Source organism: Methylobacter arcticus (assembly GCF_050917435.1).
In the GTDB taxonomy this organism is placed as follows: Bacteria; Pseudomonadota; Gammaproteobacteria; order Methylococcales; family Methylomonadaceae; genus Methylobacter_A; species Methylobacter_A titanis.
On the sequence record NZ_CP159583.1, the window covers coordinates 2,494,916 to 2,512,922 of the forward strand.

Consider the following 18,007-nt stretch of genomic DNA (forward strand, 5'->3'; position numbering starts at 1 on the left):
GCCTGTTTTTTTATAACATTTTAAACGCGCTACGGCCTGCGTAAGTTGCTAATTCACCCAACTCGTCTTCAATTTTCATCAGACGGTTGTATTTAGCGACGCGGTCGGAACGGCTTAAAGAGCCGGTTTTGATTTGACCTGTGCCTGTGGCAACGGCTAAATCGGCAATGGTAGTATCTTCGGTTTCGCCTGAACGATGCGAAATAACTGCCGTGTAACCGGCTGCATGAGCGGTATTGATGGCTTCCAAAGTTTCGGTCAAGGTGCCGATTTGATTCAGTTTAATCAAAATGGAGTTGCCGATGCCTTTTTCGATGCCTTCTTTCAAGGTGGCAGGGTTGGTCACGAATAAATCATCGCCAACCAATTGGATTTTATTGCCCAATTTTTCGGTGTGGATTTTCCAGCCTGCCCAATCGTTTTGATCCAAACCGTCTTCGATAGAAATAATCGGATATTTGTCTACCCATTCAACAAAGAAATCAGTCATCTCTTCTGAACTGAAACTTCTGCCTTCTGCCGATAACTCATAACGGCCATTTTTATAATATTCAGAACTTGCCGCGTCCATGCCTAAGCAAATATCAACGCCCGGTTTGTAACCGGCCAGTTCAATCGCTTCGATAATCACCGAAATCGCTTCTTCGTTTGAAGCAAGATTAGGCGCAAAACCGCCTTCATCACCGACCGTCGTTGCCAAACCTTTGGCTTTTAACACTTTGCTCAGGTTATGAAAAACTTCAGCGCCGTAACGAATTGCTTCACGGAAAGTCGGCGCGCCAACTGGCAAGATCATGAATTCTTGCAGATCAACGCTGTTGTCGGCATGCGATCCGCCGTTAATGATGTTCATCATCGGTACCGGCATAACGAATTTGCCGCTGGTATTCAAATGACGATATAAAGGCACGCCAGCATCTTTAGCTGCCGCATGAGCCGCCGCCATCGATACCGCTAAAATAGCATTAGCGCCTAAACGACCTTTGTTTTCAGTGCCGTCCAGTGCGATCATTTTTTGGTCGATGCCTGCCTGATCGGCAACATCCATACCGACAATCGCAGCGCGAATTTCAGTATTCACATTGTTAACAGCAGTTAATACGCCTTTACCTAAATAACGGCCTTTATCATTGTCACGCAACTCTATCGCTTCGCGCTCGCCGGTTGAGGCACCGGACGGTACCATCGCGCTACCGACTACGCCTGAGGCCAGGATAACGTCGGCTTCCAGGGTAGGATTGCCGCGTGAGTCTAAAATTTCTCTTGCTTTAATATCAACGATTTTACTCATATTATTGTATTACTCCGAAAGATTGAAAAAATAAAAGCAACAGCATGTTGCATAGGAATGATGGTTATATTAATACTTGATAAAGGGAATTATTATTTTGCCAAATGAACATAGATTGACAAAGCTCTGTTTGATAAAGTTCAACTTTATCAATAGATCCACGTATATAGCTTGCTATAGTTTCGGTAATAGCTTTTTTATTATTCCCTAAAATTCCATTTTGAAAGCCCATCGACAAAATATCAATCATTTTATGCCCATTGCATAATAACCATGGATCAATGTTATTTATTGTTTTGAGCAGGTGTTGAGATGGCTCCGAATTAATATCCATACCTCGGGCATTTACAATAGCGTTGAGATTGGCTTGACTTAAACACCAGGTATCAGGGATAAGAATAGTATTATTTTTATGTAAATCGTTAAGCTCTAAACCAGGTTTCAACTGCTGTTTAAGCCATTCTAATTGAGCAAAAGGCAGAGCTAATTCAATTAGATAATCCTGTATACTTTTTTGCTCTTTCTTTTCAAAATTGGCGATTAGCTGGTTATCCCCAAACTCTGCAAGCATTTTTTTAAAAACAGTAGGGGAGCGTAACAATAAAGTCTCTAAGTCATGAGTATCCGCAACACACGTATTGTTTTCTCTTGGCAGACACATTAAGGCATCAAAATCATTATCGATGATACCTAAAAAACCATTAACTTTGCTGTTGTTTAAAGTTCGAATGTTTTTAATAACCGCTGTCTTTCCTGTTTGTCTCTTATTATTTTCACTAAACGAAACTAAAAAAACAATACAGCATTTTTTCTCTTCAATCCTACTATGCCAAAATTTTTCATCACTCTCACCTTCGATAAATAAAAAACTACAATTTTTATTTTCAGGTGAAGCTCTAAACATAATCAACGCCGCATCAAGACCTTGTGTATTAGAAATAGTCAACGGCGTCATTCATTAACACCTAAAGCAACCATAAGATGCGAGTTTTCACCTACGATGGTGGGCGAATGCGTCGCAATTAAAACATCAAATTTTGAGTGTTCAACAATTTCTTTTAATTCATCAATAAACTTATGTTGCCATGTAATATGGAGTGATAACTCGGGTTCATCGATCATCACTAAGGTATTAGGTTCAACTTTAAAAATAAGATCATAAAACATGACTAATTCGTGCTGCTCACCTGAAGAAAGTAAAGCAGGATCAATCTCTCCGTCTTTTCCAATAATAACTAAACCTTTTTTATCATCAATACGCAGTGATTTTCCTTGAAATTTACTGTTTATTATTTTTAACAACAGTTTAATTTTCTCACTCAAGCACTCTAATACAGCCAGTTTTTCTTCGCTATCTTTCACATAAAGATTCATCACTGCTGCGTGCTGAGCTTCTAAACTGTCAATAGAGCTTGCATCCAAGGTAGCTGAATCAGTTGTTGGTAATAAACCTATTGTTCTTAATTCGTCTCTTTTGTTTTGCAAAGCGACGATATGCTCATTTAACTGCTCGTTAGTATAGTTTTCTGAAGGCTTTAATAATCTAAAAGGAAAAGTTTGTTCTAATTCTTGGGATTTTTTAGCATAATCCGTCATCACGCTCCTAATACGCTGTTGCAATTCAGCCGCATAGACTTTGACTGTATGCGTAATAATTTCTTTGCGTTGATGTAATTCATCACGCTTTACAGTACGTAAAAGCCGGGAAGTCTCAATAAGTTGGACGGGGACATGTCCTAGCTTTGCAATAAGTTCCGAGTTTTTAACGTCCTTAATTGGCAATCTATCTCCATATTGTTCCATCACCTCTTCCAATGATAATGGCTCTTCCGTTCGACGATCATAGAACACATCATCGTCAACTTTACTGATCCAAGGAAGTCGTTTAATCAGGCTTTCGATATCCAGGTTTTGAAAATTAATTTTCTCCTTATTAATAAAAATATTTAGGATATTACGGATTTTATGCTGTTTTTTTTCAACTCTTATGTGATTACCGTTTGACAGCTCAATTTCGAATGAAGTAAACGGTATTTCGTTAAAACTATAAATACGAAAATTAAACAAGCTGTTAATCATCCGCAACAAAGTTGTTTTACCCACACCATTAATGCCATGCAAAATGGTAATGCGTTCCTCTTGATTAAAATCAATATGATGATTGAATTGATTAAACAAGCCTTTAACAGTCACTGATTTTATGCGCGGCGGATTACTCATTTTTTATCTCGAATTGATAAATTACAAGGTGGTTTCAATAAACGGCTGACTTTTAACGGCTCTATCCAAAATCGCCAAGGTTTCCAGCAATTCCCGCATCCGGTGTAAAGGCCAGGAGTTAGGTCCGTCACTTTTCGCTTCCGCAGGATTCGGATGGGTTTCCATAAACAGTCCGGCAATACCGACTGCAATAGCGGCTCTGGCTAACACCGGTACAAATTCGCGTTGACCGCCTGATACCGTACCTTGTCCGCCGGGCAGTTGCACCGAGTGCGTCGCGTCAAAAACCACGGGACAATCGGTATCTCGCATGACCGCCAAAGAGCGCATATCGGAAACCAGGTTGTTATAACCGAAAGATACGCCACGCTCACAGACCATAATCTGCTGGTTTCCGGTCGCCTTGGCTTTGTTGGCGACATGCACCATATCCCAAGGCGCCAGGAATTGGCCTTTTTTAATATTAACGGGAATGCCTTGAGAAGCGACTTGCTGAATAAAATTGGTTTGCCGACATAAAAATGCCGGCGTTTGCATCACATCAACGACCGAGGCGACTTCAGCCAGCGGCGTATCTTCATGCACATCGGTCAATACCGGTACGCCGATTTGTTGTTTAACTTTTTCCAGTATTTTAAGCCCCTGCTCCACGCCGGGACCGCGATAACTTTCATGCGATGAGCGGTTGGCTTTATCGAACGACGACTTGTAAATAAAGGGAATATTGAGTTGCGTCGTTAACTCTTTAAGGTAACCCGCAGTGTCCAGAGCCATTTGCTCGCTTTCAATAACACAAGGACCGGCTATCAAAAAAAACGGCCGATCTAAACCGGCTTCAAAACCACATAATTTCATTACACTGTACCTTTTTTATGTTCAAACGCCGCGACCACAAAACCGGAAAATAAAGGATGGCCTTTTCTGGGTGTCGAGGTAAATTCCGGGTGAAACTGACAAGCCAGAAACCAGGGATGATCAGGGATTTCTATCACTTCAACCAATCGTCCATCAATAGACTTCCCGGAAAATCGCATGCCGGCCTGTTCCAGTTTTTCCAGATACTGGCTGTTGAATTCATAGCGATGACGATGCCTTTCAGAAATGACATCTTTCTGATACAGCTGAAATGCCAGAGAATCGGATTGCAATCGGCATTGCTGGCCGCCCAGTCGCATCGAACCACCCAAATCGGATGCTTCATTGCGGGTTTCCAATTGACCCTCCTCATCCATCCATTCGGTAATCAAGCCGATCACCGGATACGGCGATTTGGGTAAGAATTCGGTGCTGTGCGCGCCCTCCAGTCCAGCGACATCACGGGCAAATTCAATAACGGCAACCTGCATCCCCAGACAAATACCTAAATAAGGAATTTTATTTTCGCGTGCATACTTAACCGTGGAAATTTTGCCTTCCACACCGCGTTCGCCAAAGCCACCCGGCACCAAAATCGCATCGATGCCTTTCAGTCTGCCAACACCCTCATCCTCTATAATTTCCGAATCGATATAGACAATGTTGACTTTGGTACGAGTGCGAATACCGGCATGAATTAAGGCTTCATGCACCGATTTATAAGCATCGGAATGATCGACATATTTACCGACAATGGCGATGGTCGCTTCGTTGACAGGATGTTCCAGGGCGTCAACAACGGCTTCCCACTCGGACAAATCCGCCGGCGGCACATCCAGTCGCAACTTGTTAACGACAATATCATCCAAGCCTTGATCGTGCAGTAATAATGGAATCTTGTAAATCGAACTGGCATCGACTGCAGAGATAACCGCTTTTTCTTCGACATTGGTAAACAAGGCGATTTTACGACGCTCACTGAGCGGTATGGATTGCTCGGATCGACAAATCAAGATGTCCGGCTGTATGCCGATACTCCGCAACTCTTTTACCGAATGCTGAGTCGGCTTGGTTTTTATTTCGCCGGCTGAACGAATATACGGCACCAAGGTCAAATGAATAAAAAGCGAGCGTTCAGGGCCCAGTTCAAAACGCATTTGCCGGATGGCTTCCAGAAAAGGCAGAGACTCAATATCACCTACCGTGCCGCCGACTTCAATCAAGGCAACATCAACCGCTCCCTGGGTCACTCTACCACCGGCATCTATACAGTCGTCGGCGCTTTCATAAACACGACGTTTAATTTCATCGGTAATATGCGGAATGACCTGAACCGTTGCCCCCAAATAGTCGCCTTTACGCTCTTTGCGTAAAACGCTTTCGTAAACCTGACCGGTTGAGAAACTGTTCTTTTTAGTCATCGTGGTTTTAAGAAACCGCTCATAATGGCCTAAATCGAGATCAGTCTCGGTACCGTCTTCAGTAACAAATACCTCGCCATGCTGAAAAGGACTCATAGTGCCCGGATCAACATTAATATAAGGATCGAGCTTGGTCATGGTGACTTTAAGGCCTCGCGACTCAAGAATAGCGGCAAGTGAAGATGCGGCAATGCCTTTGCCAAGAGACGAAACAACGCCACCGGTAATGAAAATGTATTTTGTCATGTAGGATTTTTCTGGTTCCCATGCTCCAGCGTGGGAATCCATACTGGGCTCTGATGAAGTTAGGTGAAACCAAGGTATTTTAGTCGACAATGCCCTTGTCGTCATTGTCTTTTGGGTTTAATTCTTAACTTTGCAATAACAGACTGACACAACCATTTGTTTCTTCATGATAAAATTCCGCGCTGATCCATTTATCAGCCACCGCAGCAAGTCTATCATCCAGATAAATCAAAGGAATTCTATCCCGTTCCCATGGCGGGATACCTGCTTCCTGAAACAGGTTTTTCAGCGAATGATGGCCTTGACGTCCCGGCAAACAGACTTTTTCACCGCCCCGGCGAAACCTTATTTCAACCTTGGCATCCGCCCACCGTTCACGGAGCATTCCTTTTGAAGACGACACACAAGAGACGGTCTGGTTATAAGCGGTTTTTATAGACGCTTGCCCGACAGGCCAAAAAGCATCTTGAGGTAAACCTGCGCCAGACAGATTGGTCACGTCAGGCTTTCCTGCCTGACGCCCTTCGGGTAAATGCAAATCTGTTCCGGACAGATTTGTCAGGCAATACAACTTATCCCGATAACGGCGAATACTGTAACCCTGCCCCGACAATACCGGATCGCGCTGTGCGGCTGCCGCAACCACCTGACTAAGAATTCGTCCGACAACAGCCTGCGCCGGCATTTTTAATCCGATGCTCCGGAACCAACGCCTGATGATGAGTTGCTGTTGGTGTAAATGATGCGCCGTTAACCGACTGATACACAATGTCGTATCTGCCGGATTAAAAACCTCAACGAATAGCTCCTCGGCGACGTCATCAACCAACACCTGTGCATCCGCACAATGCATTGCCGAACGTGCCACGGTTTTATCGATCGCAAGCCAACGCTGCTTGAGTAAGGGCACCACTGCATTACGCAGAAAATTGCGATCATAATCATTGCGTTGATTGCTGGGATCTTCAACCCAGCTTAATTGATACGCTTGAGCGTAATCGCTAATCGCCTGTTTGGGCGTATTCAACAAAGGCCTGAGCATAACACCCGCACCGAAAGCCATAGTTTTCGGCATTCCGGAAAGTCCGGGCAAACCGCTGCCGCGAAACAGTTGCAACAGTACCGTTTCCAACTGATCTTCCCGGTGCTGGGCAAGCAACAACGCATCATCAACTTTCATTAACGATTTTAACGCCGCATATCGGGCGTTTCTGGCAGCTTCTTCAGGACTTTCGCCCGGCAATGCTTGCGCATTAACCCTTAGCGTTAAAAATTCAACCCCCAGATCATTAGCCGTTTGTTCACAATGCTTGGCCCAATATCCGGCTTCTGCCTGCAAGCCGTGATCTACATAAACTGCGCTGAGCTTGTCTTTGAGTTGAGGTGTTGACGCGCACAAATGCAGCAAAACATGAGAATCTACGCCGCCGCTGTAGGCGACATAAACCTTTTGTCGCTGATCCCCAAGATCAAGCTTGGAAATAATGCCCTCGAACAACGGCGAAATTTTCGCCTTTTGTCTTTCGCCTTTCACCTAAGCCTTACTTCCCGCCTTCGTCAGTAAAAACGCCAAAGTCCATAATCCGCTGGTAGCGATTTTCCATTAAGGTATCAATAGGCTGCCGCTTCAACTCATTCATGTGCCGAATCAGCGTTTCCTTTAAATTCAAGGCCGTCGCCTTAAAATCCCTATGTCCGCCGCCTAAAGGTTCCCTGACGACTTCATCCAGAAAACCCTGCTCGCGAATACGATCCGAAGTAATGCCCATCGCCTCGGCCGCCAATTGCGATTTATCTGCGCTTTTCCACAGAATGGATGCGCAGCCTTCCGGTGAAATAACCGAATAGGTGCTGTATTCCAGCATGATCAAGCGGTCGCCGACACCGATGGCCAACGCGCCGCCGGAACCGCCTTCGCCGATAATGGTGCAGATAATCGGGGTTTTCAGCTTGGCCATTTCAAACAGGTTTCTGGCAATGGCTTCACTCTGACCGCGCTCTTCCGCGCCGATACCCGGATAGGCTCCCGGTGTATCAATCAGGCAAATGACCGGCATTTTAAAACGCTCTGCCATTTTCATCATACGCAAGGCCTTGCGGTAACCTTCCGGGCGCGGCATACCGAAGTTGCGGTAAATTTTTTCCTTGGTGTCACGGCCTTTTTGATGACCGATCACCATAACCGGCTGACCCTCAAGACGCGCCAAGCCGCAAATAATCGCAGGATCATCGGCATAAGCCCGGTCGCCGTGCAGCTCATGGAAATCGGTAAAAACATGCTCCACATAATCCAGCGTATAAGGCCGCCCCGGATGCCGGGATAACTGGGAAATCTGCCAATCGGAAAGATCGGTAAAAATAGATTCGGTCAGCGCCTGGCTTCGCTCTTCCAGTTGCTTAAGCGCATCGGAAATATTAATGTTATTGTCGAACTGCACATTGCGGAGTTCTTCAATTTTCGCTTCCAACTCAGCGATGGGTTGTTCGAAATCGAGAAATTTTAGGTCCATGTAGTCTTGATCTGAATAGTTATTACAGTAATAGGTGATTTTATAGAAATTCAACAATTTTTTCTAAATAAATTACGGACTCCAATTAAACCTAAAAACCGCAGTTCATCCACGAAAGACGCAAAAGACACGAAAGGCATCTAACAAATCAGTACGTTGTATTTAACTGACTATTCACCCACTCCCTTTTCATGCCCGTTGCATTCACGACTATTAAGCACGATTAAGCTGAACTGAGTACAATTGTACCCAACCGTCCCCACTAACAAACAGGATAAAAAATGACTGAAAACTTACCCGCAACAAACAAAGTTACCTACTGGCAACCGTCGGCAGGCGAAACCATCGCAGGCATAATTCAAGGCAGCGGCATTTTTAAAAATTCACTCTATGACGAACAGAAAACCCTGCTTTTACTGGATGATAACGGCTCGGTTGTGAGTGTTGACCTCAATCGCTATTTGATACACAGCTTGAAACAACATAACGCCGCCTTAGGGGATTTAGTCACAGTGACTTTTCACGGCAAAGAGCAGAAAAACAACGGGCGTTCTTTCAATCGGTACACTGTACTGGTTGATAAGCTTGCTTGTTCAATATAAGTAAGCAATGAATTTCTTACACCCTCTCGGCTTACGCTAACCCGACATGGCTTCATCTTGAACATCCACAAAAAACGACCCTCAGATCCCCTACTTTTAGCATTTGATTTGGAGTGCGGTTAAGAGTATGGTTAATCGCACTCTTAACGTTTTATGGGGAAATATCATGGCTGGAATCAGTGCGAACGAACTGAAAACAAAAGGTGTTTTAGCAATCCAAACCGCGTTGGAGCAGCAAACCGAAGCGGTCATTTCCGTACGCGGCAAAGACCGTTTTGTGGTGATGAATCTTACCCACTATCAGTATTTGCGCGAATGCGAATTGACCGCCGCGTTGGTCGAATCCAACGAAGACATGGCGGCAGGACGCTATGTTAAAGAATCGGCAGAAGAACATTTGGCCCGGTTGGAACGGATGGAATGAGCTACACCCTGGTTTTTACCGAACACTATAATCGCCGTGCTTTACACTTTATCAAGCGTCATCCTGAGCTTAAAAGACCGTATCTAAAAACACTACAATTGCTGGAAACCAATCCGTTCCATCCCTCTTTACGCTTACATGCTTTGCATGGGAAGCTGCAAAATCTGCATTCGGTTTCCATTAATTTGTCTTACCGTATTACCCTGGAATTTCAAATCAGCGAGGCGGAAATTATCCTGATTAATATCGGCGATCATGAAGCGGTTTATTAACAGACACATTATAGTAAAACCTGTGCGCAAAACTGGAAGAGAGGCAATGCCTAAAAACAATACTTCCCCTGTTATGAATCGCGTAGAAACATCAAAATGATTGACGCACATGAAAAGGGGTCCATGAAAAGGTGAAAAGGGGTCAGGTTACTTTTCGTCAATAATGTAACCTGACCACTTTTCTACACTAATGAGCAATATATCGGAGACGAGCGCCTTTCATCGTGCCCCGAAATTCATATTGGGGACATTAAAAAAACGCCTTCAATACCAGCGATATAACGCCAGCCAATAATACGCCAAGCATCCATCTATTTAGCTTTAATTCACCATCAATGCGCTCAAACCGAACATTCATGTCGGCCTTAATTTCATTTTTGGCTTCTGTTAGGTCATGCTTAGTGATCAGCCCATCCTGAGCTTCGGCAATCACACGCACAACCGCCTCGGCTTGCGCTTGTGGAATTCCGGCAGTTTTAAGCTTGTCTACCAGCTCAAGCGTGTCAAAGGTAATAGTGGTCATAGTCAGTCTCCCCTTGTTATTTTTGGACAGTTTAGCAGATATTTGACTTTCGCTGTTTTGTTGGGATCAACTTGGAGGGATTTCCCCATGACCACGATAATCTTTGACAAAAAGTAGATTGGGGTGATGCTGTTTCAATCCAACCTACTATTTTCCAGTTGCCAAATAGACATTCACTTAATTCGCATTCTTGTCCAACGCTTTCAAATGCTTCAATTTTTCCTTAATCTTTATTTCCAACCCTCTTTCCACCGGCTGATAATATTGCCTGCCTGCCAACTCTTCGGGAAAATAGTTTTCCCCGGCGGCATAGGCTTCCGGCTCGTTATGGGCATAGCGGTATTCCTTGCCGTAATCCAGCGATTTCATCAATTTGGTCGGCGCATTCCTTAAATGCACCGGCACGCCCAGGCTGCCGCTTTGTCTGGCATCGGCCATTGCCGCATTATAAGCCATATAAACCGCATTGCTTTTCGGCGCACAGGCCAAATAAACGACGGCTTGCGCCAAGGCCAGTTCGCCTTCAGGACTGCCTAAGCGCTCCTGGGCTTCCCAGGCGTTGATGCAAATCTGCAAGGCTCTCGGATCGGCATTGCCTATGTCCTCGGAGGCCATCCTGACGACGCGCCGGGCCAGATAGGATAAATCGCAGCCGCCATCCATCATCCGGCACAACCAGTACAGCGAGGCGTCGGGCGAACTGCCGCGCACAGATTTATGCAGCGCCGAAATTTGGTTGTAAAATTCTTCGCCCTGATTATCGAAACGCCGCACGCCGCCCGACAGCACTTCTTTGGCAATGGCTTCGTTAACCGTCTGACCGCCCTTGGCGGCGGCAAGTTCTACGGCAATTTCAAGCAAGTTGAGCAGTCTTCTGGCATCGCCGTCAGCCGCCTGGGCGAACTGCTGTTTTATATCACCGGCCATTTCGATAGCCAGACCGCCCAAACCGCGCACCTTATCGGTTAACGCTTTATCGATCACCGCCAATAAATCATCAGCTGTTAAGGCGTTAAGCACATAAACCCGAGCCCTGGACAATAACGCATTATTGAGCGCGAAAGACGGGTTTTCGGTGGTCGCGCCGACAAAATAAACCGTGCCGTCTTCGACATGCGGCAGGAAAGCATCCTGTTGCGATTTGTTAAAGCGATGCACCTCATCGACGAACAAGATAGTGCGCCGATGCTGTTCCAGCTGGATTTTCTTGGCCTCGGCGACCGCCGCCCTGATTTCCTTGACGCCGGACAGCACCGCCGAAATCGGCATGAATTCGGCATCGGAATGCTGGGCAATGAGCCGGGCCAGCGTGGTTTTACCGGTACCCGGCGGCCCCCAGAAAATCATCGAGTGCAAGCGTCCCGAGGCGATGGCTTCATAGAGCGGCTTGCCGGGTTTCAGGATATGTTGTTGACCGACATAATCGCTTAATTCACTCGGCCGCATCCTGTCGGCCAAGGGTTTGGTCAAATCATCGAAAAGCATAAAAATCAGGCGAAGGGCAAAAGGCTAAGAACGAAGGTTGATGCTGCTTGAGCCTTTTGCCTATCTTTAATCAGAAAAAACATCGACACCCTTGGGCGCTGTAAACTCGAACAGGGTCTGTTTTAACGGCGGATTCAAGACAACATTGGAAAAATAAATGCGTGTCAGCTGGCCAAAATTATCGCTCAATTCCATGCCGCCCAGAGAGTCGTTATCCAAACCGATCAGCACGTATTTAAAACCGCTTTCCTGATTTTTAGGAATCAATTTTACCCACATCAAATCGCCATCGACACCCTGCTGTTCCATGGTGTAATTGTCCTCCAGGGATACTTGACCACTTAACAATAATGCCGGTGTTGACCCCATGGACTCATCGAGTTTTTTAACGGTGACCTGTTCGAGGTCGGTATCGTAAAACCAGACCTTCCCGGTCGTGGAGACTATTTGTTGTTGAAAAGGTTTTAGATAATCCCAACGAAATTTCCCGGGTCGTTGCAGGTAAAAAACGCCGTAACTGGTTTGAGTCGGATTACCGGCTTCGTTAATCAATACTTGCTTAAAATCGGCAGTGAGCGATTTTGTATTTTTTAAAAAAGCTTTTAACTGCCGGACGGGTTTATCTTCTGCGTAGCTCAAGCCGGCAAACAGCAACATGACAGTCAAGCCGACGAAAATAGTCATTTTTTTCATAAATACCTTTATTAATTATTCGGTAACAAATCGTCAATCAAACTTTCAAATTGATTAACGGGCGAATCCACACACGAGGAATACTCCTCCGGTGCTGAACCGGCAATGAATGGATACGCCTTAGCCCCCGGGCAATTTTGATTCGCCAGCAGGCCGTTAGCAGGGTCGACCCAAGCCGTCTTAATATTGTCCGGCGGAACCAGACTTACAGGCTGATTTGAAATCTGCTTCATTAACGACGTCCAAACTTGTAATGCACCGGTTGCCCCGGTTAACCCGGCCGGCTTGTTATCGTCCCGGCCAATCCAGACCACAGCCAAATAATCACCGGTGTAACCGGCAAACCAGCTGTCTTTTGAATCGTTAGTCGTACCGGTTTTGCCGATCAAACCATAGTTTGCCGGAAAAGCGGAATAGGCCGAACGTCCGGTACCTTCACGCATCACCTCCTGCAACATGGTATTGACGATATACGTTACCGATGGATCAAGCACTTGCCGCACCGTAAAAGGATAACTTTGTAAGCGTCTACCGTCGGCTGCAACCACCGCTCTGATGCCTTTTATCGGCGTTGAAAAACCGTCGCCAGCCAGCGTTTGATAAATTTGAGTAACTTCCATCGGCGTTAAACTCGCAGCTCCCAGCAGGAATGACGGGAACAAATCAATCGCCCGGGTAATACCCATACTGCGTAATGTCTTAACGACTCTGGCTACCCCAATATCCATCCCTATCCGAACCGTAGCCAGGTTGTATGAATGCGCCAGTGCCGAATGAAAGCTCACGGTGCCATGCTCCCTGTGATCATAGTTTTTAGGACTCCAATCATTGCCACCCGAACTCTTAACCAAGATGGCTGTATCGCTGACCGGTGTAGTAATAGTGTACTTGTCCGGATATTCCAGCGCTGTCAAATAGACCACCGGCTTGATTAACGAGCCTATCGGCCTGACCGCATCCAGGGCACGATTAAATCCCGCGCTGGACACTTCGCGACCGCTCATCAACGCAGCTATCTCGCCGCCGTCTCTATGAGTGACTACAGCCGCGGCTTCAAGGTCGTTAGCTTTAGGCAGTTTTTCAAGCTGATTTAGCTTTTTAGACAGCGTATCCTCCAGCGCATCCTGAACCCGAGTATCCAATGTAGTAAAAATCCTTAGCCCTTCGGAGGTTAAATCTTCCTCTTTGTATTCCTGTCTTAATTGCCGCTTAACCAAATCGAGAAAACCAGGATAACGATTGCTTGAACGGTGGGTATTGGCGATCACATTTAAAGCCTTGGCTTTCGCCTTGACTGCCTGCTCTTTAGCGATATAGCCTTCCGCTTCCATCTCTCCCAACACTAAATTGCGCCGTAGTACAGCACGATCGGGATAACGCCTCGGGTCGTACTCAGACGGCCCACGAACCAAGGCAATCAACGAAGCCACATGCTCCAGAGGCAAGTCCTTTAAAGAACTGCCGAAATAAAACTCACTGGCTAAGCCAAAGCCATGCACAGCGCTACCACCATCCTGCCCCAGATATATTTCATTTAAATAAGCCTCCAGGATCTCATCTTTGCTGTAGCGATATTCCAAGATCAGCGCCATAAGCGCTTCTTTTACTTTCCGCGTCAAACTGCGTTCAGAGGTCAAATAAAAGTTTTTAACCAACTGTTGGGTAATAGTACTCCCGCCTTGCACGGTATGACCGGCAAGCACATTCATCCAAATCGCCCGGGCAATGCCTTTAAATGAGATACCGATGTGCTGGTAAAAATCCCGGTCTTCTGAAGCCAGCAAGCCTTTAATAAGCGTATCAGGGGCTTCTTCCAATTTAATTAAAATCCGGTCTTCTTTAATCCTTGGGTATAAGCTTCCGATTTGTACGGGATCCAAGCGCACAATGGCGAGATCTTGGTTCTGCTCAGCATCAACGATGTTGGCGATGCCGGATGCGTTAAAATTGACCCGTATCACGCTGCTAGATTGAACTTGATCCCAGAAGGTAAACTTCCTGGTTTTTACACTGACTTGTGAGCCGCTTTTAAAATACGTGCCTTCCGAAGACAAATGGACATCCAGCCGATAATGCAGCGCCTGCAATAACGCTTCAAGCTCTGCACTCGTCAGCTTATAACCGGCATAAAGCTCTACCGGACTGGCATAAACTCGTGCCGGAATAGCCCAGCGTTTACCTTCAAATTGGGTACGCACGTTGTGATCCAGGTAACCCAGATAACTCGCCAAAATAAACGTAAATCCGGCCACAAAAACCAGAACTGAATTTCTAATCCAATGAGAACCTGACTTTTTGGGAGCCGTTTTTTTCTTATCGTATCTACTCGAGCTACGTTTTTTGGTTTTTTCTGCCATAACCTCTTACAACATTATTTAATTAATATTCGCTATTATACATAAACCAAGAAAAATCATTTGATCCACGAAAACCAAAAGTAGGCGCCTCTACGACGGTAAGGACAGATATATTGCGCCGTAACCTAATAAGCACAAATGAAAACCTATACAGTCAATACAATCTTCCCGGTGCTATGCCCGGCTTCTATCAATTGATGCGCTATTGCGGCCTCTTTCAGCGGCATCTGCTTGCTGATATGCGTCTTTAAAAACCCTTTATCGATCCATTGCGCACATTGTTTTAAAATTTCAACGTGCTTGTCTCTTGCCTCAGCCAAATCTCTGAGCATCGGCGTCAGCATCAACTCAAAGCCTATCGATAAATTACGCATTCGGGCTTCGGCCAGACTCAATTCGCCCGGATCGAGCAAAGTCACCAGATGACCGAAATGCGCTGTCACAGCGATGCTTTGTTTAAATACCTCAGCGCCGACGGTATCGAAAACCAAGTCAGCACCTTTGCCGTCAGTCAGTTTATTGACCACATCGGCAAAACCGTTTTGGGTATAAATAACGGCTTCATCAGCGCCCATCGCTTTGACAAACTCGGCCTTTTGCCCGGAACTCACCGTGGTAATGACTCGGGCACCTTTTAATTTCGCCAATTGTATCGCCACATGCCCTACGCCGCCTGCTCCGGCATGAATCAGTACGGTTTGTCCGGATTGTAATCCGCCGCGATCGAACAAAGCGCCCCACGCGGTAATCAACACCAGCGGCAAGGCTGCGGCTTCGCTAAATGAACTGGTTTCCGGCATTAAACTCGCCCAGCGCTGATCTATTACCGTAACTTCGGCGTAATTACCCTGTTCGCGGCCTAGTCCACCGTGACAAAACCAGACTTTATCGCCCGGTTTAAATCGACTGACCGCACTGCCGATTTCGATAACCTCTCCAGCTCCGTCACAACCCAATACCGCAGGCAGTGGATTATCATAAAGCAAGCCATGGCTCCTGATTTTAGTATCGACCGGATTGACCCCAGCCGCTTTAAGCCGGACCTTGATCTGGGTTGCCGTGGAGATTTCGGGTTCGTCAATGTCGTGTAATTCCAGGACATCGGGATTACCGGTTGCCGTCATCATGATTGCTTTCATATTTTTAACCTTATTTGTATAAATAAAAATGTACAGGTATATGCCTTAATGAGCGCTGAATCACTAAAGTTGCTCCTCGCCCCGAACCTCAACCACCCATTGCCGACGATAATCCTGATAATCGTAATGTTTCATTTTTTTTACGCGTAAGGAGTTGCTCAGGTAAATATCCGGCAAGTTGTAACCATTAAAACGGTTCGCCTTAATCAGGGTGTAAGCGCCGACATGCTTAAAAACCACCTTATCCCCTACCTCCAACGGTTTTTTAAATCGATATTGCCCGAATACATCACCGGCCAAACAGGTACAGCCCGCTAAAATAGCAGTATATTGCCCATCAAGATCATGTTCGTGCAGTTCAGGCTGACGCTGATATTCGAATACTTCGGGATTATGATTGACCGAGGTGTCCAGTATGACTACGGTGACACCGTCACTGACAAAGCTATCAAGCACCGTTGCTACTAAATGCCCTGCTTGGCCTACGACCGCTTTGCCCGGCTCGATATAAACCTCAATGGCATAATCCTGCTTCAGCTTATTGACCAACTCGACAAATGGGCGATGATCTTCAATTTGACCCAACAAATAGCCACCGCCGATATTCAACCATTCAAGCTCAGCTAATCCTATCCCCAAATACTGTTGAAGCATGTCGATCGTTTCAATTAACGGAGTGAAATCGGTTGCTGAAAAAACGTTATGAATATGCAGCCCCTGAATTTGATCGAGACAAATCGACCGGCTCAATTCATCAATAGCGGCGCCCAGCTTTGAATGCTGCCGACACGGATCGAAGCGCTGATCATGCAGAAAAGACAATTTTGGATTAACTCGTAAGCCGATTGAGGATTGTGCCCCGGCCGTTTCAGCATAGCGCTGATATTGCGGCAGAGAATTAAAGCTGATGTGCGAACACAGCGAACTTAGCTCATCCAGCTCATCCGGCCTTATGCCGGGCGTAGTCAAATGAATGCTCCCCTGCCCGGCTAAAACCTCATCGGCCAGCCGCGCTTCGAATAAGGAACTAACCGAAAAACCATCAACCCAGGGTTTTGCCATCTCCATAACTGGGGAAAAAGGCAAGGCTTTAATCGAATATAAGACCTTGCAGCCGCACTGATTTTTCAGCTCTGTTAAAACCGCCAATGTCCTGGTCACTTCTATTTCATCGACAACAAAAGCCGGCGTGGAATAAACACTGTCTTTCAATAGTTGAAAATCCATCAGTTTAAAAACTGCCGTCCTTTACCGGCATAAACTACTTTTTCTGTTATGACAATATCCATGGCCACATCATGAGCCTCCATAACGACGTGCTCAACCAGTTGAGACTCAAAACAAACTCCGATTAATGCCGTATCGGCTCTGACGCAGCTCAATAAGCGATCGTAATAACCTCCGCCATTACCCAAGCGCCCGCCATGTCGATCAAAAGCCACGCCCGGCACCAATACGCAATCGAGCTGTTCAACGGCGATTTCTTTGCCCACTTCGCCCCATCGTTGTTTAGGTGGTTCTAAAATGCCCCACATGCCCGGCACCAGTTCGGCAGCATCTTCCAGCAGCCATAACCCCAGCTTATTATGCCCCTGCTGATCTTTAGTACAGTAAGGGATGACTATGCGTTTAGCGGTTGCCAGTTCGCACCATAATGCCGCCTGAGTTCTTGTTTCTGAGCGGCAGTGGCTATACCACATCACCGTTTTGGCCTGCTGGTAAACAGGATGCGCTATAAAGCGGTCGCAAATAATCCGGCTAACGGACTCTTTATCGGTTTGCTCATTGCGTGCAGCGTTAGCTTTGCTACGTTGCCGTTTTTTCAGATCACTCATCTGCCCCCGCCTTTAATATTCCAACCTGGAAAACATAAAATCACTCGGATAATACACAGATTCATCACCGGTTCAAAACTCAAATAGACAAGCGCATTTTTATTCTGCGGCTTTTTCTTTTATACTTGTCGAAT

At 46.0% G+C, this 18,007-nt stretch carries 17 protein-coding genes; 3 read left to right on the top strand and 14 right to left on the bottom strand.

All coding sequences use genetic code 11. The annotated features are described in order from the left end of the window. Positions 1-10: 10 nt before the first annotated feature. The 7 genes from eno to accA all read right to left on the bottom strand — a co-directional run bounded on the left by eno (position 11) and on the right by accA (position 8,543). Complete coding sequence (eno, locus tag ABXJ76_RS11860; RefSeq protein WP_432740713.1) at positions 11-1,291, bottom strand: phosphopyruvate hydratase; 1,281 nt, start codon at positions 1,289-1,291, stop codon at positions 11-13. A 64-nt stretch (positions 1,292-1,355) separates the two neighbouring features. Beyond that, positions 1,356-2,246, bottom strand: a complete 891-nt coding sequence (locus tag ABXJ76_RS11865) for a DUF4435 domain-containing protein (protein ID WP_432740715.1) — start codon at positions 2,244-2,246, stop codon at positions 1,356-1,358. Continuing rightward, positions 2,243-3,511, bottom strand: coding sequence for an AAA family ATPase (locus ABXJ76_RS11870; RefSeq protein WP_432740717.1), 1,269 nt, complete (start codon positions 3,509-3,511; stop codon positions 2,243-2,245). The genes ABXJ76_RS11865 and ABXJ76_RS11870 overlap by 4 nt, the downstream gene beginning before the upstream one ends. Before the next feature lie 21 nt (positions 3,512-3,532). Beyond that, the gene (kdsA, locus tag ABXJ76_RS11875) at positions 3,533-4,366 is read right to left on the bottom strand and encodes a 3-deoxy-8-phosphooctulonate synthase (protein ID WP_432740719.1); all 834 of its coding nucleotides are present in this window, start codon (positions 4,364-4,366) and stop codon (positions 3,533-3,535) included. Then, positions 4,366-6,033: a CTP synthase gene (locus tag ABXJ76_RS11880; protein ID WP_432740720.1), complete on the bottom strand. Its 1,668-nt coding sequence runs from the start codon at positions 6,031-6,033 to the stop codon at positions 4,366-4,368. Before ABXJ76_RS11880 ends, kdsA begins: the two co-directional genes overlap by 1 nt. A gap of 124 nt (positions 6,034-6,157) precedes the next feature. After that, positions 6,158-7,567 (bottom strand): tRNA lysidine(34) synthetase TilS, encoded by a 1,410-nt coding sequence (gene tilS, locus ABXJ76_RS11885; protein ID WP_432740722.1) that lies wholly within the window; start codon positions 7,565-7,567, stop codon positions 6,158-6,160. A gap of 7 nt (positions 7,568-7,574) precedes the next feature. Beyond that, positions 7,575-8,543 (bottom strand): acetyl-CoA carboxylase carboxyl transferase subunit alpha, encoded by a 969-nt coding sequence (accA, locus tag ABXJ76_RS11890; protein WP_432740723.1) that lies wholly within the window; start codon positions 8,541-8,543, stop codon positions 7,575-7,577. A gap of 281 nt (positions 8,544-8,824) precedes the next feature. On the opposite strand from accA, the gene ABXJ76_RS11895 reads away from it, so the two are divergent. The 3 genes from ABXJ76_RS11895 (at position 8,825) to ABXJ76_RS11905 (ending at position 9,841) form a co-directional block, all read left to right on the top strand. Continuing rightward, the gene (locus tag ABXJ76_RS11895) at positions 8,825-9,145 is read left to right on the top strand and encodes a hypothetical protein (RefSeq protein ID WP_432740724.1); all 321 of its coding nucleotides are present in this window, start codon (positions 8,825-8,827) and stop codon (positions 9,143-9,145) included. 166 nt (positions 9,146-9,311) lie between these two features. Next, positions 9,312-9,569, top strand: a complete 258-nt coding sequence (locus ABXJ76_RS11900; protein ID WP_432740726.1) for a type II toxin-antitoxin system Phd/YefM family antitoxin — start codon at positions 9,312-9,314, stop codon at positions 9,567-9,569. Beyond that, a complete protein-coding gene (locus tag ABXJ76_RS11905; protein WP_432740727.1) occupies positions 9,566-9,841 on the top strand; it encodes a type II toxin-antitoxin system RelE/ParE family toxin in 276 nt (91 codons plus the stop codon). Before ABXJ76_RS11900 ends, ABXJ76_RS11905 begins: the two co-directional genes overlap by 4 nt. Positions 9,842-10,091: 250 nt before the next feature. Here ABXJ76_RS11905 and ABXJ76_RS11910 read toward each other — a convergent pair whose 3' ends face one another. From ABXJ76_RS11910 to ABXJ76_RS11940, 7 genes are all read right to left on the bottom strand, one after another. Then, positions 10,092-10,364 (bottom strand): hypothetical protein, encoded by a 273-nt coding sequence (locus ABXJ76_RS11910; protein ID WP_006893715.1) that lies wholly within the window; start codon positions 10,362-10,364, stop codon positions 10,092-10,094. 177 nt (positions 10,365-10,541) lie between these two features. Further along, entirely contained in the window at positions 10,542-11,849 is a 1,308-nt protein-coding gene (locus ABXJ76_RS11915) for a replication-associated recombination protein A (RefSeq protein ID WP_432740729.1), read from the bottom strand. 66 nt (positions 11,850-11,915) lie between these two features. Beyond that, on the bottom strand, positions 11,916-12,533 hold the full coding sequence (gene lolA / locus ABXJ76_RS11920; protein WP_432746512.1) for an outer membrane lipoprotein chaperone LolA: 618 nt from the start codon (positions 12,531-12,533) through the stop codon (positions 11,916-11,918). Positions 12,534-12,553: 20 nt separating this feature from the next. Further along, positions 12,554-14,899, bottom strand: coding sequence for a penicillin-binding protein 1B (gene mrcB, locus ABXJ76_RS11925; RefSeq protein ID WP_432740730.1), 2,346 nt, complete (start codon positions 14,897-14,899; stop codon positions 12,554-12,556). 146 nt (positions 14,900-15,045) lie between these two features. Next, positions 15,046-16,038, bottom strand: a complete 993-nt coding sequence (locus ABXJ76_RS11930; protein ID WP_432740731.1) for a zinc-dependent alcohol dehydrogenase family protein — start codon at positions 16,036-16,038, stop codon at positions 15,046-15,048. 63 nt (positions 16,039-16,101) lie between these two features. Beyond that, the gene (locus tag ABXJ76_RS11935; RefSeq protein ID WP_432740732.1) at positions 16,102-17,265 is read right to left on the bottom strand and encodes a carboxynorspermidine decarboxylase; all 1,164 of its coding nucleotides are present in this window, start codon (positions 17,263-17,265) and stop codon (positions 16,102-16,104) included. Next, complete coding sequence (locus ABXJ76_RS11940; protein ID WP_432740733.1) at positions 17,265-17,873, bottom strand: 5-formyltetrahydrofolate cyclo-ligase; 609 nt, start codon at positions 17,871-17,873, stop codon at positions 17,265-17,267. The genes ABXJ76_RS11935 and ABXJ76_RS11940 overlap by 1 nt, the downstream gene beginning before the upstream one ends. Positions 17,874-18,007 lie beyond the last annotated feature (134 nt).